The organism is Clostridium polynesiense, assembly GCF_000820705.1.
Lineage (GTDB): Bacteria > Bacillota > Clostridia > Clostridiales > Clostridiaceae > Clostridium_AA > Clostridium_AA polynesiense.
In genome coordinates this window covers 1-20,860 of sequence record NZ_CCXI01000091.1, presented here as the reverse complement: position 1 = coordinate 20,860, position 20,860 = coordinate 1, and the positions used below count along the sequence as shown (strand labels likewise).

The 20,860-nt window shown below is 33.5% G+C and carries 17 protein-coding genes; 16 read left to right on the top strand and 1 reads right to left on the bottom strand.

All coding sequences use genetic code 11. From position 1 onward, the window contains the following. The first annotated feature begins 331 nt into the window (after window positions 1–331). The 3 genes from TA89_RS08375 to TA89_RS08365 all read left to right on the top strand — a co-directional run bounded on the left by TA89_RS08375 (window position 332) and on the right by TA89_RS08365 (window position 3,947). Complete coding sequence (locus TA89_RS08375; protein ID WP_052447379.1) at window positions 332–1,339, top strand: DNA-3-methyladenine glycosylase family protein; 1,008 nt, start codon at window positions 332–334, stop codon at window positions 1,337–1,339. A gap of 268 nt (window positions 1,340–1,607) precedes the next feature. Then, window positions 1,608–3,098 (top strand): 4Fe-4S dicluster domain-containing protein, encoded by a 1,491-nt coding sequence (locus TA89_RS08370; RefSeq protein ID WP_040212481.1) that lies wholly within the window; start codon window positions 1,608–1,610, stop codon window positions 3,096–3,098. A 138-nt stretch (window positions 3,099–3,236) separates the two neighbouring features. After that, window positions 3,237–3,947 carry a TVP38/TMEM64 family protein gene (locus TA89_RS08365; protein WP_040212480.1) on the top strand — a complete coding sequence of 237 codons (711 nt, stop codon included), beginning with the start codon at window positions 3,237–3,239 and terminating at the stop codon, window positions 3,945–3,947. Window positions 3,948–4,031: 84 nt separating this feature from the next. Here the strand turns inward: TA89_RS08365 and TA89_RS08360 are convergent, their stop codons facing one another. Beyond that, window positions 4,032–4,712 (bottom strand): TIGR01906 family membrane protein, encoded by a 681-nt coding sequence (locus TA89_RS08360; RefSeq protein WP_052447378.1) that lies wholly within the window; start codon window positions 4,710–4,712, stop codon window positions 4,032–4,034. A 316-nt stretch (window positions 4,713–5,028) separates the two neighbouring features. On the opposite strand from TA89_RS08360, the gene groES reads away from it, so the two are divergent. The 13 genes from groES (at window position 5,029) to TA89_RS08295 (ending at window position 20,828) form a co-directional block, all read left to right on the top strand. Continuing rightward, entirely contained in the window at window positions 5,029–5,313 is a 285-nt protein-coding gene (gene groES / locus TA89_RS08355; RefSeq protein WP_040212479.1) for a co-chaperone GroES, read from the top strand. A 32-nt stretch (window positions 5,314–5,345) separates the two neighbouring features. Further along, on the top strand, window positions 5,346–6,974 hold the full coding sequence (groL, locus tag TA89_RS08350; protein ID WP_040212478.1) for a chaperonin GroEL: 1,629 nt from the start codon (window positions 5,346–5,348) through the stop codon (window positions 6,972–6,974). A gap of 212 nt (window positions 6,975–7,186) precedes the next feature. After that, window positions 7,187–7,933 carry a prepilin peptidase gene (locus TA89_RS08345; protein WP_040212476.1) on the top strand — a complete coding sequence of 249 codons (747 nt, stop codon included), beginning with the start codon at window positions 7,187–7,189 and terminating at the stop codon, window positions 7,931–7,933. 181 nt (window positions 7,934–8,114) lie between these two features. Further along, the gene (locus TA89_RS08340) at window positions 8,115–9,800 is read left to right on the top strand and encodes a GspE/PulE family protein (protein WP_040212473.1); all 1,686 of its coding nucleotides are present in this window, start codon (window positions 8,115–8,117) and stop codon (window positions 9,798–9,800) included. Between the two features lie 15 nt (window positions 9,801–9,815). Then, window positions 9,816–11,018, top strand: a complete 1,203-nt coding sequence (locus tag TA89_RS08335; protein WP_040212470.1) for a type II secretion system F family protein — start codon at window positions 9,816–9,818, stop codon at window positions 11,016–11,018. 44 nt (window positions 11,019–11,062) lie between these two features. Continuing rightward, window positions 11,063–11,497: a type II secretion system protein gene (locus TA89_RS08330; RefSeq protein WP_040212468.1), complete on the top strand. Its 435-nt coding sequence runs from the start codon at window positions 11,063–11,065 to the stop codon at window positions 11,495–11,497. Between the two features lie 139 nt (window positions 11,498–11,636). Then, window positions 11,637–12,806 carry a type IV pilus assembly protein PilM gene (gene pilM, locus TA89_RS08325; RefSeq protein ID WP_040212465.1) on the top strand — a complete coding sequence of 390 codons (1,170 nt, stop codon included), beginning with the start codon at window positions 11,637–11,639 and terminating at the stop codon, window positions 12,804–12,806. Window positions 12,807–12,818: 12 nt separating this feature from the next. Further along, a complete protein-coding gene (locus TA89_RS08320; RefSeq protein ID WP_040212464.1) occupies window positions 12,819–13,397 on the top strand; it encodes a PilN domain-containing protein in 579 nt (192 codons plus the stop codon). Continuing rightward, window positions 13,384–14,613, top strand: a complete 1,230-nt coding sequence (locus TA89_RS08315; RefSeq protein WP_040212460.1) for a hypothetical protein — start codon at window positions 13,384–13,386, stop codon at window positions 14,611–14,613. Before TA89_RS08320 ends, TA89_RS08315 begins: the two co-directional genes overlap by 14 nt. Before the next feature lie 12 nt (window positions 14,614–14,625). Further along, window positions 14,626–15,456, top strand: coding sequence for a type IV pilus modification PilV family protein (locus tag TA89_RS08310; RefSeq protein ID WP_040212459.1), 831 nt, complete (start codon window positions 14,626–14,628; stop codon window positions 15,454–15,456). 11 nt (window positions 15,457–15,467) lie between these two features. Continuing rightward, a complete protein-coding gene (locus TA89_RS08305) occupies window positions 15,468–17,423 on the top strand; it encodes a hypothetical protein (protein ID WP_040212457.1) in 1,956 nt (651 codons plus the stop codon). A gap of 54 nt (window positions 17,424–17,477) precedes the next feature. After that, entirely contained in the window at window positions 17,478–18,005 is a 528-nt protein-coding gene (locus TA89_RS08300) for a type II secretion system protein (RefSeq protein WP_052447377.1), read from the top strand. A 24-nt stretch (window positions 18,006–18,029) separates the two neighbouring features. Next, entirely contained in the window at window positions 18,030–20,828 is a 2,799-nt protein-coding gene (locus tag TA89_RS08295) for a vWA domain-containing protein (protein ID WP_187119281.1), read from the top strand. Window positions 20,829–20,860 lie beyond the last annotated feature (32 nt).

Here is a 20,860-nt window from a genome sequence, read left to right as displayed (position 1 = left end):
TGCCAGGTGTAAAGCACCTGGCTTTTTTGTCAGGTGCTTGTCAGTTTTGTCAGGTGCCTGGCACCTGACAAAACTGACAAGCTATATTTTATATGTTTTTATATGTTGCTTAGTATGATTTATTTCATTATAATCAATATTAATAGAATATATTTATTAATAAATTCGGAAATCTTAAGAAGTCATAATTTTTTATAAGTGATATACTTAAAGTTAATACAGCAATCTTAAGAATAACCCTTAGGATTTAAACAAAATGAATAAAAACACTCTTTAAGATTAAAAATCTTAAGTAAGAATACAAAAATTAATAAAGAAGATAGGTGATATAATGGATTTTAAAGCGGCAGAAAGCTTTGAAGGAGGAGTAATACTCAAAGAAGTAAAAAATTTTGAATTAAACCATACCTTTGATTGCGGACAGTGCTTCAGATGGGAAAAGCAGAAAAACGGAAATTACATAGGCACTGTTTATGGAAGGGTTATTGAGCTGGAAAAGAAAGATGAAGATATTATAATATATAATACCAATATGGAGGATTTTAATTCTCTTTGGATAAACTATTTTGATTTAAACAGAGACTACAGCAGTATTAAGGAAGAACTTAGCAAGGATCCGCTTTTGAAAGAAGCTGTGGCCTATGGACATGGAATTAGAATACTTCAGCAGGATCCCTTTGAAATAACCTTGTCCTTCATAATTTCAGCAAGAAACAGTATTCCTATAATAATGAGAACTATAAAAAATTTAAGCAGGACTTATGGAAAGCCTATAGAATACAAAGGAGAAACTTATTATGCCTTCCCTGAAATAGAAGAGCTGCGAGGATTAGAGGTTACGGATTATGAAGCCTGCGGAGCATCTTTCAGAAGTAAGTACCTTAAAGATACCGTAGAAAAGATCAGTAATGCAGAAGATATAATAAAAGATATGGAGCAGGAAAAATCCCATTTTATAATGGACCCTGAAGCCTTAGAAGAAGTGCTTAAATATGATTTAAACAGGATAAAGGAATTAAATGACGAAGAGTGTCATACAGCCCTTCAGAATTTTTCTGGTATAGGACCTAAGGTTGCAGATTGTATAGCTCTTTTCTCTATGAAAAAATATTCATCTTTTCCTGTGGATGTATGGGTAAAACGAGCAATGCAGTTTTTTTATCTGGCCCCGGACGTATCACTGCCTAAAATAAGAATATTCGGCAGAAACAAATTTGGTGAACTGTCAGGATTTGCACAGCAGTATTTATTTTATTATGCAAGAGAAAATAATATTAATATAGATGATGAACCTTTGGTAAACAATTTAAGTGAAACTTCAAACCCTCTGGAATTTTAAGAGGGTTTTTTTGTATCATTGACTAAAATTTAATTAGAATTATATTTTTAAAAAAGAAAATGTTATATATTTTTACTAATTTTCATAGAAAAATTTTAATACTGTGTCTGGTAAATTAAGTTAAAGCCTTTATAAATGATAATGTAAAGCTTTATAAACTGAAAATTTCAATTATTTAGATTTTGTTATTGAATTAACATAATGTGTTATAATTAATCCGTAGTTAACATTGTGGGTATATTATATTAAATGGGAGAGTGTTTAATGTATGATTCAATTCGAAACCCAATTAAAAAAATTAAAGCATGAAGTATTAAAACACGTAGCTGTACTTGCAAAAGAAGACAGGATTACCAGAGAGGAACTGGAAAAAATCCCCTATGAAATTATTCCGGGAGATAAAGCCCAGTATAGATGCTGTGTGTATAAGGAAAGAGCTATAGTTCAGGAAAGGGTAAAACTTGCTGCTAGTTTTCTTCCAGATGGAGACAAGCTAAATGAGCAGTATATAGATATAAGACCGGATGAACAAATAGTTTATGTTATAGAAGCGGCCTGTGATAGATGTCCTATTGATAAATACAGCGTTACAGAAGCCTGCAGAGGATGTCTTGCTCATAAATGCATGGAAGTATGTCCTGCAAAAGCTATTACACGAGTTAATGGGAGAGCTTATATTAATCAGGAGCTCTGCAAAGAATGCGGAATGTGTAAAAAAGTTTGTCCATATAATGCTATATCAGAAATCATGAGGCCTTGTAAAGTATCCTGTCCTACAGGAGCCCTTACAGTAAATGATGAGGATAGAAGGGCTCAGATTAATGAAGAACAGTGCGTAAACTGCGGAGCCTGCATGTCTGCATGTCCTTTTGGAGCTATTTCTGATAAGAGCTTAATAGTTCCGGTGGCTAAAAGACTCGCCAGACATAAAAAGATGTACGCTGTGGTAGCACCGGCTATTGCTGGACAGTTCGGAATGAAAATAACCTATGGACAGATAAAGGATGCCTTTAAGAAGATTGGATTTACAGATATGTTTGAAGCTGCCTGTGGTGCAGATGCTGTTACCGCTCATGAAGCAGAAGAATTTGTTGAGAGGATGGAAAAGGGAGATAAGTATATGACTAACTCCTGTTGTCCCGGATTTTTAAGCTATATTGAGAAAAAATATCCTGATCAGGTGGAAAGAATATCAGGAGCGGTTTCACCTATGATAGCTACAGGAAGATATATTAAATCCTTAGATCCTGAAGCTAAAGTGGTTTTTGTAGGACCATGTACTGCTAAAAAGAATGAAGCGGTGAAGGAAAACTTAAAGGATGCTGTAGATTATGTTCTCACTTTTGAAGAGATTATAGCTTTAATGGATGCGTTTAATGTAGACCCTGCTGAATGCGAAAATATAGAGGTTAATGATGCTTCTGTATTTGGCAGAGGCTTTGGTGCAGGCGGAGGATTAACCGCAGCTATAGGCAACTATGTTAAAGAAAAAAATATTCAGGTAGAATTTAAGCCTGTTAAAGCCAGTGGTGCTGCAGAAATTAAAAAAGCAATGACTATGGCTAAGGTTGGAAAGCTAGATGGAAATTTCATAGAAGGTATGATGTGCGAAGGAGGCTGCATAAACGGCGCTGCTGTAATTGCACCTGCATATAAATCAAAAGCTGTTTTTGCTAAAAATAATGCTGCAGCCACCAGAAAATCTGTTTTAGCTAATGAAAAACTTGCAGATTTCCACGAAATAAACTTAGATAGATAATGAGCTTACTTTTCCTATAAGGAAAATATTAAGAAAAATTTTAATTAATATTCACATGCAGTTCAGTACTGCATGTTTTTATTTGTCTGCAAAGTGTTATAATAATGAATAATCACTTTATATCTAGGAGAATTAATTATGGAAAAATGGACGAGGAAAAAAAAGATTCAACTGGTATTAGGGATATCAGCAGCAATATTAATTTCTCTAATATATCTGCATCTGTACAGAAGATACGGAATATTTAAAAATCCATCGCAGATAAAGTCTTTTATTTTAAATTACGGACATTATGGATTTTTAGTTTATATATTACTTCAGGTGATTCAAATAGTTTTTTTCTTCATCCCGGGAGAAATTTTTCAAATAGCAGGAGGATATATTTATGGTTACTTTATGGGAGGGATACTTTCCCTTATAGGTATAATAATAGGCAGCTCTATAGCATATTGGATTGCTCATAAATTTGGAAAACCTTTTGTTCATAGGATATTATCCCGCAATAACATCTGGATTTTAGAAAAGCTTGATAAGATAGGAAGCAAAAAAAATCAAAAGAAAAATGTTAATGCTATAGTTTTTCTCCTTTATTTAATTCCGGGAGTGCCAAAGGATATATTGGCATACATTTCAGGTATATCGGAAATAACCTTTAAGGATTTTACTTTATATTCTGTGGCAGGAAGGATTCCAGCATTATTTGTATCGGTATATTTCGGTGAAAAATTTTCCAAGGATAACATAACTCTGCTTATTATAATTGCTGTAATCATGAGCGTTTTATTCCTTATAGGGATAATATACGGAAAAAAGATTAACCATGCTTTATCTGAAAATAGCAATGAATAAAGATGAAATATAAAATTCCCGCATGATGCATCTTTACATATAAAATTCTATATAGAGATGATTTAAGAGGGGAGCACTCCCCTCTTATCTGTTCTTTTTGTTAAACATTATATAAGATGTTTTAAAGGTAATAAAAAATACAACAAGAAGAATAAGTATTAAAGAGGCACTATGGAAAAAGTACTCTTCCGGAAGTGCATTTATTATAGGATCCAGATCCGGGTCAAAAATCCAGTAATCATTACTAAAGAAAAGTTTATGAAAGATAACAAAGGATTTATTAAAATTAATTATAAATGGTATAAAAAGTCCTGCAGGAAGAAGGATTAAAAGCCAGGAAGCTATATTTAAAAAGCCTGAGCTTAATTTATTCTTTTTCTTAGCATATATATAAATTAAAAAAAACAGCAGGAGGCTTGTATAAAATAACATATCTACGAGATTAAAGATTTCTTTAACCTCCTTAAAATGTATCTCTCCTTCCTTAGACATTTTAAAATCAGGTATAATCAGCTTATTAATCCTCGGATTTTCAATATAGCTGGTAACAGCCTTATAGTTTTTTACTAAAGTGTTTTTATCCATAGAAAGATTCTTGTCTAAATTTAAATTAGTTACTTCCCAGGAGTATAAGGGAGTGAAATTTAAAGTAAATTTTATAGTAAAGGTTAAAGTAAAAAGACTTAATAAAATACCCAGCAAAATAGAAGTAAAGAGCTTTGGATTTATTTTATTCCTTTTACCCATGGGATTGATATTATTCATTAATAAACTCCTCCTCATTAGGGCATAATTGAAAGGTAATATTTACATTAGTAATTATATAGCAAAGGTGATTTTTTTGCTATATTTAACCGATTACATAGAAGCTGGGTGAAAATTAAAGGAAAAGTGAGTAAGAATTAAATAAATTGATGTATTTAGCTATAATACCATTTTAATCCGTATTTAGAATTACTGTTTGATTTGAAATATAATATAGGTTTTATTATCATAATAATTGTATTAGCACTCAATGTTATTGAGTGCTAACAAGAACTGATTTATTATAAATATTTAAATAAATTAAGGAGGGGTTTAAATGAATATTAGACCACTTGGTGACAGAGTCGTTATTAAAAGATTAGAAGCAGAAGAAAAGACAAAAAGCGGTATAGTGCTTACCGGTTCCGCAAAGGAAAGACCACAGGAAGCAGAAGTTGTAGCTGTAGGACCTGGCGGCTATTCAGAAGGAAAAGAAATCAGAATGGAAGTTAAAGTTGGAGACAAGGTATTGTTTTCAAAATATGCAGGCACAGAAGTTAAAATGGGTAATGATGAATTTATTATCCTGAAGCAGGAAGATATATTAGCAGTAGTAGAGTAATATAATTTATATCTAATCAGGAGGGAAATAAAATGGCTAAGTTGATTAAATTCAGTGAAGAAGCAAGAAGAGCTATGCAGAGTGGGGTAGACCAACTTGCAGACGTTGTTAAAGTAACTTTAGGACCTAAGGGAAGAAATGTTGTACTTGACAAAAAATTCGGATCACCTTTAATTACAAATGATGGTGTTTCCATTGCAAGAGAAATAGAATTAGAAGATCAATTTGAAAATATGGGTGCACAGCTGGTTAAGGAAGTTGCAACAAAGACTAATGATGTAGCAGGAGATGGAACTACAACAGCTACATTATTAGCACAGGCAATAATAAGAGAAGGTCTTAAAAATGTAACTGCAGGAGCATACCCAATGCAGGTTAGAACTGGTATAAAACTTGCTGTTGATAAAGCTGTTGAAGCAATAAAAAATATTTCAAGACAAGTAGAAGGAAAAGAAGACATAGCAAGAGTAGCAGCTGTTTCTGCTTCAGATGAAGAAATAGGAAAGCTTATAGCTGATGCTATGGAAAAGGTTGGTAACGAAGGTGTTATAACCGTTGAAGAATCAAAATCCATGGGAACTGAGTTAGATGTAGTTGAAGGTATGCAGTTTGACAGAGGATATGTATCACCATACATGGTAACTGATACTGAAAAAATGGAAGCTGCTTTGGACAATGCTTATATACTTATAACTGACAAAAAGATTTCAAACATTCAGGAAATACTTCCTGTATTAGAGCAGATCGTACAATCCGGTAAAAAGCTTTTATTAATAGCTGAAGATATTGAAGGGGAAGCATTAGCTACCTTAGTGGTTAATAAGCTGAGAGGAACCTTCACCTGTGTAGCAGTAAAAGCACCAGGCTTTGGAGACAGAAGAAAGGATATGCTTCAGGATATAGCTATTTTAACCGGAGGTCAAGTTATATCAGAAGAGCTAGGCCATGATCTTAAAGAAACTACTATAGATATGTTAGGTCAGGCTGAAAGCATCAAGATTACAAAGGAAAACCCTACAATTGTTAATGGAAAAGGTGATAAAACAGAAATCCATAACAGAGTAGCTATGTTAAAATCACAAATTGAAGAAACAACTTCTGAGTTTGACAGAGAAAAGCTTCAGGAAAGACTTGCTAAGCTTGCTGGCGGAGTAGCTGTAATTAAAGTTGGAGCTGCAACTGAAACAGAACTTAAAGAAAGAAAGCTTAGAATAGAAGATGCTTTAGCAGCTACAAAAGCAGCTGTTGAAGAGGGTATAGTACCTGGAGGCGGAACAGCTTATATTAACGCTATAAAGGAAGTAGCTTCAGTTACTTCTGAGGATGCTGATACTCAAGTTGGTATTAATATCATAGTTAAATCATTAGAAGAGCCAATGAGACAAATTGCAGTAAATGCAGGAGTTGAAGGCTCAGTAGTAATAGAAAAAATTAAGCAGAGCGAAGTAGGAATAGGATATGACGCTCGTAACGATAAATATGTAAATATGATAAAAACAGGTATAGTAGACCCAACAAAGGTTACTAGATCTGCACTTCAAAATGCAGCTTCTGTTGCTTCAACTTTCTTAACTACAGAAGCAGCAGTGGTTGATATCCCAGAAAAGAATCCAGCACCAATGCCAGGAGGAGCAGGCATGGGAATGGATGGAATGTACTAGAATTAATATGATAAAGTCAGATGCGCGGCATCTGGCTTTATTTTTTTTGTCAGGTGCCAGGCACCTGACAAATTACCTTTCACCATTTTTTTTATGAAGAAAAACATTCCATATTGTATTTTTATAAAGTATTATATAAAAGTACAAGCTAAAAGTGCTAATAGTTGTTTAAATAAGAAAATAATGGTAAATATATAATTGGAGGGATTAATATGGTAATAATAATATTTATTTTGGGGTTATTTATAGGAAGTTTTCTTAACGTATGTATATCGCGGATTCCTTTAGAAGAATCTATTGCTTATCCGCCTTCTCACTGCACAAGCTGCAGTGCTCATCTTAAGCCTTGGGATCTTGTTCCTCTATTAAGTTATATTTATCTTGGAGGAAGATGTCGATACTGCAAAACTAAAATATCAGTAGAATACCCATTGGCAGAAATTATTACAGGATTGATATTTGCAGTTTTATACATAAAATTTGGATTCAGTTTTTATCTTTTTAAATATTTGATATTTACTGCTTTAGCAGTGGTTATTGCTGCTATTGATTATAAGTATCAGCTCATATACCAATCTACTACAATAGCAGCTTTTACAGCAGGAATAGCAATAATTATTTTAGAAAAAATTATTTACAGCCAAAATGTTACAAATTATTTTTTTGGAGCTTTATCTGCAGCTCTGATAATTTCTATAATTGTTTATGTAACAAAAGGAATGGGTACAGGAGATATAGAAATTGCTGCTTATGCCGGTCTGTTTTTAGGTTTTCCCCTTTCTCTCCTCATGATAGCCTTAAGCTTTGTAATAGGCGGTGGAATTGCGGTTATACTCCTACTTTTAAAAATAAGAGATAAGAAAGATCCCATAGCCTTTGGACCATATCTTTTATTATCTGCTTTTTTATGCATTTTATGGGGAAAAGACTTTCTATTATGGTATTTTTTATTATTTTAAATTTTATAAAAAAATCTAAGAATAATGTCGAGTAGATGGTAATATAATGAATCTTTTTTTGTTGTAATATTAAAAGTTTATTTATATAATTAAATAGAATAAACTAGAAAATATTGAGTTAAATTGATGAAATAGAATTTATTAACTTATAATATGGAGATTATATCAGAAGGGGTAAGCCATGATAGGAGTTGTAAAAAGAAGATTAGGAGATATGCTGGTTGAAGAGGGAAAAATCACCGTGGCTGAACTGCAGAATGCTTTACGAAGACAAAAAATATTAGGTAAAAAATTAGGAGAAGTTCTTATAGAGGAAGCTTTGGTCACTCAGGAAGAAATTATAGAAGTATTAGAAAAGCAAACCGGCATAAAAAAAGTTAGCTTAAATGATGTAGAAATAGATAAGAAGGTCTTAAAGATTATACCTGAAAGCCTTTGCGAAAAACATGAACTTTTTCCCTTTGGATATAATGAGAATAAAATAATGGTAGCTATGTGGGATCCTCTAAATATCTTTGCAGTGGATGATGTTTCTATAGCTTCTGGCTTTGAAATTGAATCCTGTATATGCTCCAGGCATGAAATAAAGCTTTACATAGAAAGATTCTATTCCGGAGAACAGGTATTGAAAGCGGCTGAAGAGCTGTCCAAGGAAAAGCATCTGGAAGCAAAAGCAGCAGAAATAAATGAAGAGGAATTTGACGATATAAAAAATGCTCCAGTAGTAAAAATGATAGATTATCTTATTAAGGATGCGGTGGAGTCCAGAGCCAGTGACATACATATAGAACCTTATGAAAAGGTTATCAGAATCAGATACAGAATAGACGGGCAGCTTCACGGTATTTCAACTTTAAATATAGATACCCTTCCTGCGTTAATAACAAGAATAAAAATACTTGCAGATCTTAATATTGCAGAAAAAAGACTTCCCCAAGACGGAAGGATTATAACCAAAATAGGTAATAAAGAGGTGGATTTAAGAATATCCATACTTCCAACGGTAACAGGAGAAAAAGTTGTTATAAGGATACTGAGCAGGGACAACTACAATATAGGAAAAGCACAGCTTGGAATGACAGAAGAAGAACTTTTGAAGCTCAATAGTATAATTAAAAGCCCTCATGGCATAGTGCTGGTAACCGGACCTACAGGGAGCGGTAAATCTACCACTTTATATACGGTTTTAAATGAGATAAATAAAGGAGATAAAAATATAATCACTATTGAAGATCCTGTAGAATACCTGCTGGAAGGGATTAATCAAGTAAATGTTAATGTAAAATCAGGACTTACCTTTTCTACAGGGCTGAGGTCAATATTAAGACAGGATCCGGATATAGTTATGATTGGTGAAATAAGAGATGGAGAAACAGCCCAGATTGCTGTAAGGGCAGCTATTACCGGACACTTGGTGCTATCCACTCTTCATACAAATGATGCTCCATCCTCTATTTTAAGGCTGGTGGATATGGGTATTGAACCCTATTTGGTATCTACGGCTGTCAGCGGTGTTATAGCTCAGAGGCTGGTGAAAAAGATATGCCCCAAATGCAGAGAAGAATATGAAGCAGGTAAGTATGAAAAAAGCATATTAGGGATAGATGAAAGCATGACCTTGTATAGAGGCAGAGGGTGTGCCTACTGCGGAAATACAGGTTACTATGGCAGGACCGGAATATATGAAATCATGGAAATAACAAGGGAACACAAGGAACTCATTTTGTCTACTAACAGCAGCGGAGCATTAAAGGATTTATCCATAGAGCATGGTATGTCAACCTTGGCTGAAAACTGCAAAGAAAAGGTGATTCAGGGGGAAACCACCATAGATGAGCTTATTAATATAAGATTTTCTTTTCAATAGAGGAGGGGGGTAAACATGCAAAGCTACAGATACAAAGCTATGAACAGCAGGGGTGAAAGGCTTGAGAGCACTTATGCCGCCAATTCTAAAGAGGAAGTAATAGAAATGATAAGCAGTAACAACTATTATCCCCTCATGGTAGAAGAAGTTAAAAAGGGATTCAGCATAAGTGTAAAAAGCTTAAAAAAGATAACAACTAAGGATATAGCGGTATTATGCAGGCAGTTTTATACCATGCTGGATGCAGGTGCCTCTATAACTAGTTCCATTCACATATTATCTGAGCAGCATACAAATCCAAGGCTTAGAGGATCCCTGATCAAAATAGAAGAGGAACTTAGAAAGGGAGAAACCCTATCCCAGGCAATGAAAAGCCAAAAGGGAGATTTTCCGGATTTATTAATCAGCTTAATTGAAGCCGGAGAAATCAGCGGTACCATGGATGTAATAATGAATAGAATGTCAGTGCACTATGAAAAAGAAAATAAGATAAACAATAAAATTAAAAATGCCATGATTTATCCTGTGATTTTAGGGGTTGTGGCAATAGCAGTGGTGAGCTTTATTCTAGCCTTTGTAATGCCTGTCTTCGTTTCTATGTTTGAAAGCAGCGGTGTAGAGCTTCCTTTATCCACTGAAATAGTCTTAAGCCTAAGCAGAGGTTTAAAACAGTACTGGTGGTTTATTTTGATTTTTATTCTGGCAGCTGCCTTTGGTATAAAGAATTATGTTAAAACCGATAAGGGAAGATTTTTGCTGGACTCTTTAAAGCTTAAACTTCCTATAATAAAAAAGTTAAACGAAAAAATAATAGTTTCCAGGTTTACAAGAACCCTTGCTACGGTGATTGCCAGCGGAATCTCTGTGGTTTCTGGACTTCAAATAGTATCTGAAGTAGTGGGAAATAAAGCAGCGGAAGAAAAGCTTTTAAAGGTAAAAGAAGAGCTCATTAAAGGAGAAGGTCTGTCTAAACCCTTAAGAGAAACGGATATTTTCCCCCCTATGCTTTCCTCCATGGTAAGTATAGGAGAGGAGTCCGGAGCCTTAGATGATATTTTGAATAAAACTGCAGACTTTTACGATGAAGAGCTTGACTCGGAAATTCAAAACTTTACCACCCTTTTAGAACCTCTCATGATAGCTGTTATGGGTATAATTCTTGGCCTTATGATCATCTCTATAATTCAACCTATGTTTGGAATGTACAATACTATGTAAATGTGCATTTTAATATATTTAAAATCTCAGAAGGAGGAATCTTTATGATTCAAAAATTAAACAATACTCAAAAGAAAAAAGGCTTTACTCTTGTGGAACTTATAATAGTATTAGCGGTAATGGCAATTATAGGCGCTATTGCAATACCTAACTTTGCAGCAGTAAGGGATAATGCAAAAAATAAAGCCGATGAACAAAGCTGTGCAACAATAGAAAGAACAGTATTAATGCTGGTTGCTGATGGAACTATAGAAACAACTGAAGAAAAATATATTAGCTTTACTGACGGAAAAAGTATTGACAATGGCGCTTTTACTAAATTTGATGTAGCTGAGATAGAACCTGCAAAAAAAGCTTTACAAGAAGTAAAAAAACCTCAGGGGAAAAGCACAGATGGCAAGGAAGCTAAAGTATATAAAGTAAAAATAGATACTTCAGGCAGTGTAAGTGTAGTAACTGCCTCAGACACACCAGCTTAAGGTTCCTAAACAAAAAATCAAATTCTCCACCCATTAAGGTGGAGAATTTACCCATATTATCCTTTGTAAAATATCTATGTGAGTCTGCTTATATTCAGAACAACAGCGTAAAACTATATCTATAAAAGGCGGTGATTTCATGAGGGGCAGCGTTTCAATTCAGGAAAAGGTAAAAAAGATTTTAAATACCGATGTATCCTCCCTTCTGAGGATTAAAAAAAGCCGGGGGAGTAATAAAGGGTTAAATAAAATAATATTTTCTAAGAGCTGCGTTTCTATAGATTTAGGAAGCAGATATATAAAAATTGCAGTGGTCAGAGAAGCTTCAGGAAAAGTAGTTTTGGACAAGCTTGTTAAGATTAAAACTCCTAATAATGCCCTTAATGATGGGGATATATCAGATAAGATACGGTTGTCTCATCTTCTTCAAAAGGAGCTTATTAATGAGGGAATAAAGGTGAAGGAGACAGCTGTTACCAGTAATAGCACAGTGATTATTAACAGGGAAATAATAGTACCTAAGGCAGAAGAGGATGAACTGGACACTCTCATTAATTATGAGATACAGCAGTATCTCCCTATTAATTTGAATGATTATATAGTGCAATATGATGTTTTAGAGGAAATTAAAGGGGAAGATATAGATAAGTTAAGGGTTTTGGTGGTTACCTATCCAAAGAGGCTGGCAAGGCAGTATTATGACTTTACCTTAAGCAGTGGACTTAAGCCAAAAAGCCTTGATATTAATTTTAATGCAGTGAAAAAGGTAATGCTGAGGAATATGATCAATACTGAGAGCGGTGAAAATGAAGATGAAAAATCTACCGCCATAGTAGATATAGGTGCAGATACTATAGAGGTTAATATATACATAAATCAAGGAATAGATTTTACTAGAATTATAAAATATGGCGGGAACGCTATAGATAAAGAAATATCAAAGGAATTAAAGATAGACCTTAAAAGGGCTGAAGCTTGTAAAATAGCTGTGAATAATGAGGATGAAGAAATCACAGAGAATAAAAAGATAATTGAAAAATATTTAGATAGCTTTAAAAGAGATGTTTTAGAAGAACTTCAAAGGATTTTTCAGTTTTATAGAAATAAAAAAGTAGGAAATAAAATTGATAAGATTTATCTCCATGGCGGAGGTTCAAGGATAAGGGGATTAGCAGAATTTTTAGAGTCAGAGCTTAATATCTCCGTTAACAAAGTTAATCAATTGGAGAATGTGATGCTTTCCAAAAACTGTCCAAAGGATGAATTAGACATCTATTTAAATGCTATAGGAGCTGTTATAAGGCTTTAGGAAGGTGGTATTATGAGAGATTTTAATTTTTTTCAGCCATATATAGGGGTTGAAAAAGAAGAAAAAAGCGAAAAAAAATTAATTTTCATAATGGCATTATTTGTTTTTTTATTAATTATATCCAGCCTTCTGTGGAATAGTATCAGCATTTATACACTTAAAGCCAAAGTTACAAGCATTAATGATGAATTAAATACTTCTCAGTTTATGGAGAATTATGATAAAAGCAAAATACTATTTAAAAGATATGAGCTTTTAAATAAGTATAACAGTGAAGTTGATGTTATTTGTAAAGGACTTAATTCCAAGGAAATAATAAGAAGTGGTATTATGAAGAATATATCTTCGGCAGTTCCAGGAGAAGTTTTCTTTAAGAGTATGACTATAGATGAAAATGCCATAAATATTAATGGAACTGCTAAAGACAGGGGAAGCCTAGGTGAATTTCAGAATAATATCAAAGCTTTGCAATTTATTGAGGAATCTCATATAAGCAGTATTAATTTAAACAGCGAAGGGAGCTTGCAGACACCATATAGCTTTATCATGAAATGTACATTAAAGGATGTTGATTTTTATGAAGTTAAGTAAAAGAGAAAAATTGCTCTTAATGATTTTTGGGATTTTAATGGTTGGGGCAGGGTATTATAAATATATATTTCATCCTCAGAGAACCGCTGTAAATAAGCTTAAAGAAGAAAAGACACTGCTTACTGCAAAGCTTGACAATATGAAAATTTATATTTCTTCAGAGGATAAAAAAGAAAAGGATATAAAAATTATTAATGAAAAGATAATAAGCAAAACCGGAAATTTATATCCGTCCATAGAGCAGCAAAAGCTTATAGTAGAATTGGATAAGCTTCTTAAGGCTTCAAGGGTGGATGGTAATATGAGCTTTTCGGAGATAACTGCGGAAACCCTTAATGACAAAAAGAATAAGGATGCGGAAAATGTTAATTTCAGTCCCTTGACAGATATAGTTAAAGAATATAACGGAATAGTTAATAAGGATAAAAAGCAGGCAGCAGTTTATTCTTCAGCACCGGAGAAAGAGAAAAAAACTGCTAAGGTTCAGAGTATGAAGATAAATTTGAATTTTAAAGCACAATACAGCAATTTCATCAATCTGCTACGAAGTTTTGAGACTCATGATAAAAAAATTGCCGTATCCAGTGTTTCACTAACTCAAAATACAAAGGATGAAATAACAGGTACAGCGGTTTTAGAGGTGTTTGCAGTACCTAAAATTACTGATGAGGATGGGGAATATCTTAAATGGGAAGGCACTGACTCTCAGGGAAAAGAAAACCCCTTTAAAGGTGGAGAGACTCAGGAAAAAAAAGGCCTCAGTATAGAGGATTCATCTAAATCTGAAGCTTATAGTTATGATTTTATAATGTCTGTAAGAGGGGTGAATTCAGATCTGCCAAGTTTCATATTAGGAAAGGCTAAGGATAGGGATAAAAAGACCTATATATATGCAGATAATAAAAATAAAGAAGAGGTGGAGATAGTATTTACCGCCAAAGAAGGAAGATATTTTTATAAATATAAAACTGCAGCAGAAAGCTATCCTTTAAATTATGAAGGAGAGGGAACAGATTTTTTACCTTCTGGCTCAGATATAGTGCTTAAGGCATATTCATCTAAAAGAAAGGGAGAAGAAGACGTATCTTCTGTAAACATAAAAATAATTAATAACACTGATAAAAATATTCTCTTTAATATAGAGGGAGATGAAGCTGCAAGGCCAAGAATAACCGTCAACGCCCAGGGAGGGAATGTTGATGTAAAAAGAAATTAAGGAGGTATGAGGATGGAAAAAAGGAATAAGGTTAAAAAAGGAGCCTCTCTTTTAGAAGTCCTTATAAGTCTGGCTATTTTTGCAGCTGCCGCCGGACCTGTTTCTGTTCTGGTTATGAAGGCTCTTTCTATAAATAAGGAAGGGGAATACAGACAGGAAGAAATGCTTACTGCTCAACAGATAACAGAAAAAATTAAAGCTTTAAAAGAAGAAGAGCTATGCCATGGGGGAATTCTGTCTTCTAAATTGGATTTAAAGGTGGAGGCAAATCGTGATATTGAAGGAGCTTTCAGCCTTCAAGGAGTGAAAAAGGGCTATAAAATTGAAGGTAGTATAGAGCCTTTGGAATTATATAAATTTAAAGAGAATCAAAAGCAAAATTTCCCCGTCTTTGATGGGGAAGCCATTATTGAAGGAGGAAAAAACGGAGCTGAGGGAGATTACTTGATAATAAATAAAATACCTCAAGGGATTAATGATAAAACTTTAAAGATAAATAATAAAAAAGATGAGCTTATAATAAACCAAAGAAGCATAAGAAAAAATCAGGAGACACAAGGGAACATAAAGATTGTTTTTGATGAAAATACCCGAGGTGTCTTTTGTATTGATATAGTTAATGATACCTCTATGGAATTCAGCATATTTGCTTATAAAGATAGTAAAAGTAAGGCTGAAATAAGATTTGAAAATAACGGAGGAAAGGTCCGTTCATATTATAATTTATACTCAGAAGATGGGGGCAGCAGGAGCATTAGCAGAGTATATAAAATATGGATAAAGGTCTTTGATAATAGAGGCAGGGAATATGAGATAGTCAGCTATAAATCCGTAGAAAAATAGGATGGGATGATATGAATATAAAGGCTAAGAAAGGAAATTCCTTAATATCAGTTCTTGTTACCCTGGGGGTGCTTATAACTTTAGGCACTGTTATGATATCCTTAACTGCAGCAGACTATAAAGCCAGGGTAGCTCAAAGCATAAAAGTAAAATACTTATATGCTTCTGAGTCAGGGTTAGAAGAAGCTAAGGGAATTATAGGTAAAATTATAGAATCCTCCATTGAAGAAGCAAATACTGCTGTAGAGGAATATATATCAGCTTTATCAAAAAAATCTATAGAGGAAGATGAGATTAAAAGAATTCAAAACACCGTTTTTAAAGCTGCTTATAGAGAAAAGGTTAAGGCTTCTATTATTAGTAAAATTGATGATCATGATGGAGAAATATTGATTAAAGATACAGAAGGCTCTAAAGAGGTTGTAATTAAGAGCCAGAAAGAGGATTTAGTTTTTAATGATAAAGGTGTATTAGCACTATCGCTTCTATCAAGTTTTATTCCTAAGAGCTCTTCAGATTATGGAGAAAAGAGAATAGTAAAAGCTGACTTTAAAATTGAAACTCCGGAGTACAGAAGTCCATATTATGTTGAAAATACGGTGGTAAATGTGCCTCTTAGAAGCATATGGAGCAAGTCCATGGTAATAGGAGGAAACCTGCAGGCTGAAGGCAGGGGAGAAATAAAAGGGGATATCCATGTAAAGGGAAAGGTAAAGGAAAAAGATGAAAAAGGCATAATACTCACCGGGGAAAATACTGAGCTTATTATAAATGGCAGTGCTGCTACAGAGGAAGATACAGTAATCGCTTCTAAAGGAAGTTCATTAATACTAAATAATCCAATGAGCAGCTTGTATACAGATAGCTTATCTATAAGAAAAAACGCTTCTGATTCTTATATAAAAGTTAACGGAAAAGTATTTGCTAATAATGATCTGGTACTTAATGGACTGAGATCTCATATTATCATCAATAAAGGTTTTTATGGGTTTAATGATGTAAGAGAATTAAACTCTGAAAATGATAAATGGAAAAATTCCAGTTCAATCATAGTAAATTCTGAGGATATAGGGGAAGGATCCGGGATTGTAATTAAAGAAGAAGCTGTAATTATGGGAACAGCATATATTAAAACCAAGGATGAATATCAAACAGGAGAATCAGTAGCGGTTAAAGGGAATTATAGGGCTTATTCCTCTCTTATAAATAATGATCCTGATAATAAGCTCAATGAAGAAAATATAGTATTAGAGTATAAAAATCCACTTCAGCTGGCAACTAAATTTAAGGATGGAAGAGAATTAAATTTTAAAGATAAGAGCAGATATTTTAAGCTTTATTCTCAAAAGGATAACCATAACTTGAAGCTTAAAGGAATAAGTCTTCCTGAAAATACTATAAGTGTAGGGAGCGTAATAACGGAAAAAGAAGATGGAAGTCAGATAGTTATTGAGGAAAATTATATAATAGATGAATATTCAGTAATAGACAAGGCTGAAAAGCATTATAAGGCTCTTAAAGAAATTGATGATTTAGAAGAAGAAATAGATTTTAATAAACTTACAGAGCCTATTAAAAGCATAGTTCATTCAACTGATTTTACCGAGGTACTGTATTTGAAGAGGGACAGAGAACCCATAGTGATCACAGCCCAGGGAGCAGTATCTTCTAAAGGAGAAAATATAGTCCTAAAAGAGGGTATGGGAAAGGGGCTAATAATAACCCATGGAGATGTATATTTAAATGGAAATATAAACTTTACCGGAAGCATAATTGCCGGTGGAAGCGTGATACTTATGGATAACGGAAAAAAGACAATTGACTATGATTCAGCTTATTTGAAGGAATTAATAGCTCTAAACTTAAACAGGATGGAAAGTATATTTAAAGAAGCTGCACCTGAGGATTATCAGCAGGTGGAGATAAACTATAACATAAAAAGCGATGACAGGATGGTAATACTATAAGAAACAGCTGTATACACATGGAAAACTTTAAAATCGTTAAATGAGGTGGAGGCAGTGAAGTTTATCTCTCAAAAGAAAAGAGGCTTTACCTTATTAGAGCTTATCATAGCTTTAGGGATTATGGCTTTAATTTCATCAGTGATATTACCTTTTTTTATGGGTAATTATAAATCCTTAAATGTTACTGCAGATAAGTCTCAGCTTCACTATGAAGCAGAGCAGCTGAATTCTGTAATCTGTGAAAAGCTTATGGAGGTTAAATCTATAGAGGGAATTATGGATAATCAAGGGAGAAGTAGGATAGACAGCAGTGAGTCTGTAGAGTTAGGCTTCATAACCTTTATAGACGGAGAAGATAAGGAAAACATTTTGGAGTTAAAGGACGGAAGGCTTGAAATAAAAAACATACTTAATGATGAAAAAAAGACACTGGGAGGCAGTGTTAATAGCATTGAAGTGGAACCTTTATATAAAGAAACAACTATAAAAAACAGCAGTGCTCTCAGTGTCAGTATAATATTTAAAAGGAATGATCAGATATACACCATTAAAAATGATGTGTATTTAAGAAATAAGCCTTAGAAGAAAGGATAGAAGACGATGGAAATGAAAAGAAAATTTAATAAGGGTTTCAGTGTATTTTTATCAATATTATTTATCATGGCTTTTATACCTTTCTCAAGAATTGCCAGATCAAGCAGCAGTATACCGGATATTAAAGTTACTGCAGATAAAACCGTGATAAATTCAGGGATAAATGAAGAATTCAAAATAACCTACCACTTTCAGCCCCAGCCAATACCTATGGAGCTGATAAGTCCTCAGAAGGACAAAGAAATAGTTTTAGTAATAGACACATCAGGAAGTATGAATGACAAATTAAAGGATGGGAAAACTAGGCTTTCGGCTTTAAAAACAGCTGGTGTAAATTTTATAAGTAAATTTAAAAACCAAGGAAAAACGAAGATATCCATAGTTAGCTATAGTTCCAGAGGAAAGCTGATTAAAGACCTTACCTATTCCGCTGATGCCGAGACTTTAATTAGTTCAGTAAATGCTCTTAAAGCAGAAGGCGGAACAAATATGGGAGACGGGCTTAGGCTGGCACTGGGAGTTCTTGATAACGGCAGCAATGCGAAAAAATATTTAGTGGTAATGACCGATGGAGAACCTACCTTCTATAGTTATGAATGGACAGAGTTTTTTAAATGGGGATATTATAGAAAAATAAATAAAAGTAATTCTGGCAGTGATTATTTAGTTAATTCAAGTAATAATTATAGCAGGGGAATGGAATACGGACTTATTATGTCCGGATTAGTTAAAGAAAAAAATACGAAAAATTATCTCATAGGCTTCAGCGACGGAATTAATTCAAACAAATTAAATACTTTAGCCGGAGCTTCGGGAGGGTTATACAGGGAAGCAATGGATGGAGATGAGATTAATAAAATATATGAAGATATCGCCGATGAAATTAAAGCGGATTATGCCGTGGAGGAGGTAAAGATAAATTTTAATCTTCCTGAGGGGATAAGTTACACCGGTCCAGTTAATAATGTTCAGATAAAGGATAGGGAATATTCTTTAAAATTACCGGATATAAAATACAAGCTTAATATTACGGAAAATCGATATGAAGCAGATTCTTTTGATATCTCTTTAAGCTTCAAGGCTGAAAAGAGCGGAGCTTACCTCTTTAAAGGTGATTCATGGAATATAAGCTATAGAAACCTTGATTCTACTGTTATAAAGAAAATATTTCCTGACATAACTGTAAATGTATCCAAGCTTAACTTACAGTTTAATCTGCAAAGGAGTATAGCTGGAAGAGAAGAGGGCAGAACAGATATAAATAAGGAATTTCAAATGGAATATAAAATAACTCCTATGAAGGTTCCGGCGGGCACTGCTGCTAAAGGGAAAGAAGTTGTATTGGTATTAGATACTTCAACAAGTATGGAGGAAGACCTTCTCGGGAATAAAATTTCATCTGTGCAGGATGAAAAAATTACCCTGGTTAAGGAGTCTGCTAATAAATTTATAGAACAGCTTAAGGGAAATAATAATATAAAGGTAGGAATAGTAAGTTTCAATAAAGGTGGAACGGCTCATAAAGCCCATAGTGGTGAATATCTTATTAGAAGCTCAGAGAAAGACAAGCTAAACAATATAATAAATTCCTTGTCTTTAAAGGAGGGGGCCAATACCGGTGATGGAATTAGAAAGGCTCTATGGCTTTTAGAGAAAAAAAATGACATGGAAAAATTTATTGTGGTCATAGGAGGAGGAAAAATAGATTACTATTCTCATGAAAAAGAAAATCCGGAGAACTTATATAAAAGTATTGATAATGAATCAGATTCAGGGGGGAAGGTTGCCTATTCATTAGAAACTAAGTCTAATGAGGAGGAGAAGCCTTTAAGTGAGTTGTATTCTCTGCAGATGTCTGAAGCTGTTAAAGGACAGAATACAGTAATAAAGCCATACTTCATTCCATTGGGTAAAAGCTCTCAGAGAGACATTTATAGCAGTATGGCGGATATATCCAGAGGAGAATATATTGACTGTCAAAATGCCGATGCAGTTTTTTTTCAAAATGTCTTATTGAGAATTGCAGAGGAAGTTAGATCGGAATTTATAATAAAGGCACCTTTTATAGATGTGAATCTTCCACAGGGATTGACAGCTTCGCAAGGCATTAGAGCAGAAATAGGTCTTTCTGATTTTGTTTATGTATATAATAATGAAAGTAAATGTTATGAAGCAGAAGCAGTGAAAGCAGAAATATCCTTAAAAGGAGTAAAGCTTGGAAGTTATGAACTAGTAAATGATAGTATATTAAAGTACAAAGATATTGAAAATATAAACAGAGAAATTCCATTTAAACCCATAACTATTAATATAGTTGATGAGTACCTGATAAAGCAGGGCTTGTTTACTAATAATTTTCAGGAGGGAAATACTTTAGAGGAAGGATATTTGATTAAACAAAATCCTATAGAAATATCAGAAGAATTTTCAGTTAAAGCAGGAGCTTACATAAGAACCTATGGTGAAGAAACTGCTTTAAAGATACTTCTAAATAAAGATATCAATAATAATATTAAAAGTATTAAATTAAATTCTGTTATTATATATAAAATTAATGATGATAATAAGCTTCAGAAACTAAAGGATGTTAAGTATTATTATAAAAAAGCAGAAGAGAACCTGGGGGAAATTACTGTAAATATACCAATAGGAAATTCCTCAGGTCATAGTCACTATATTATTAATTATAATTTTGAAGTGAAGAAAGGCTCTGAAACTACTGAAAGGCTTTTATGCAGTGCATATGCCAGTGATGAAAATAAACATGATGATCTCATATTAGAAATTTCTGATTTACCAGATGTGTTTTAAAATTTGAAAACATAATTGACAATCTGCAAATG

Bases quoted from the DNA above. Each gene is read 5' to 3' on its own strand.
- TA89_RS08375 (WP_052447379.1), top strand. From the start codon at position 332: ATGGATTTTAAAGCGGCAGAAAGCTTTGAAGGAGGAGTAATACTCAAA.
- TA89_RS08370 (WP_040212481.1), top strand. From the start codon at position 1,608: ATGATTCAATTCGAAACCCAATTAAAAAAATTAAAGCATGAAGTATTA.
- TA89_RS08365 (WP_040212480.1), top strand. From the start codon at position 3,237: ATGGAAAAATGGACGAGGAAAAAAAAGATTCAACTGGTATTAGGGATA.
- TA89_RS08360 (WP_052447378.1), bottom strand. From the start codon at position 4,712: ATGAATAATATCAATCCCATGGGTAAAAGGAATAAAATAAATCCAAAG.
- groES (WP_040212479.1), top strand. From the start codon at position 5,029: ATGAATATTAGACCACTTGGTGACAGAGTCGTTATTAAAAGATTAGAA.
- groL (WP_040212478.1), top strand. From the start codon at position 5,346: ATGGCTAAGTTGATTAAATTCAGTGAAGAAGCAAGAAGAGCTATGCAG.
- TA89_RS08345 (WP_040212476.1), top strand. From the start codon at position 7,187: ATGGTAATAATAATATTTATTTTGGGGTTATTTATAGGAAGTTTTCTT.
- TA89_RS08340 (WP_040212473.1), top strand. From the start codon at position 8,115: ATGATAGGAGTTGTAAAAAGAAGATTAGGAGATATGCTGGTTGAAGAG.
- TA89_RS08335 (WP_040212470.1), top strand. From the start codon at position 9,816: ATGCAAAGCTACAGATACAAAGCTATGAACAGCAGGGGTGAAAGGCTT.
- TA89_RS08330 (WP_040212468.1), top strand. From the start codon at position 11,063: ATGATTCAAAAATTAAACAATACTCAAAAGAAAAAAGGCTTTACTCTT.
- pilM (WP_040212465.1), top strand. From the start codon at position 11,637: ATGAGGGGCAGCGTTTCAATTCAGGAAAAGGTAAAAAAGATTTTAAAT.
- TA89_RS08320 (WP_040212464.1), top strand. From the start codon at position 12,819: ATGAGAGATTTTAATTTTTTTCAGCCATATATAGGGGTTGAAAAAGAA.
- TA89_RS08315 (WP_040212460.1), top strand. From the start codon at position 13,384: ATGAAGTTAAGTAAAAGAGAAAAATTGCTCTTAATGATTTTTGGGATT.
- TA89_RS08310 (WP_040212459.1), top strand. From the start codon at position 14,626: ATGGAAAAAAGGAATAAGGTTAAAAAAGGAGCCTCTCTTTTAGAAGTC.
- TA89_RS08305 (WP_040212457.1), top strand. From the start codon at position 15,468: ATGAATATAAAGGCTAAGAAAGGAAATTCCTTAATATCAGTTCTTGTT.
- TA89_RS08295 (WP_187119281.1), top strand. From the start codon at position 18,030: ATGAAAAGAAAATTTAATAAGGGTTTCAGTGTATTTTTATCAATATTA.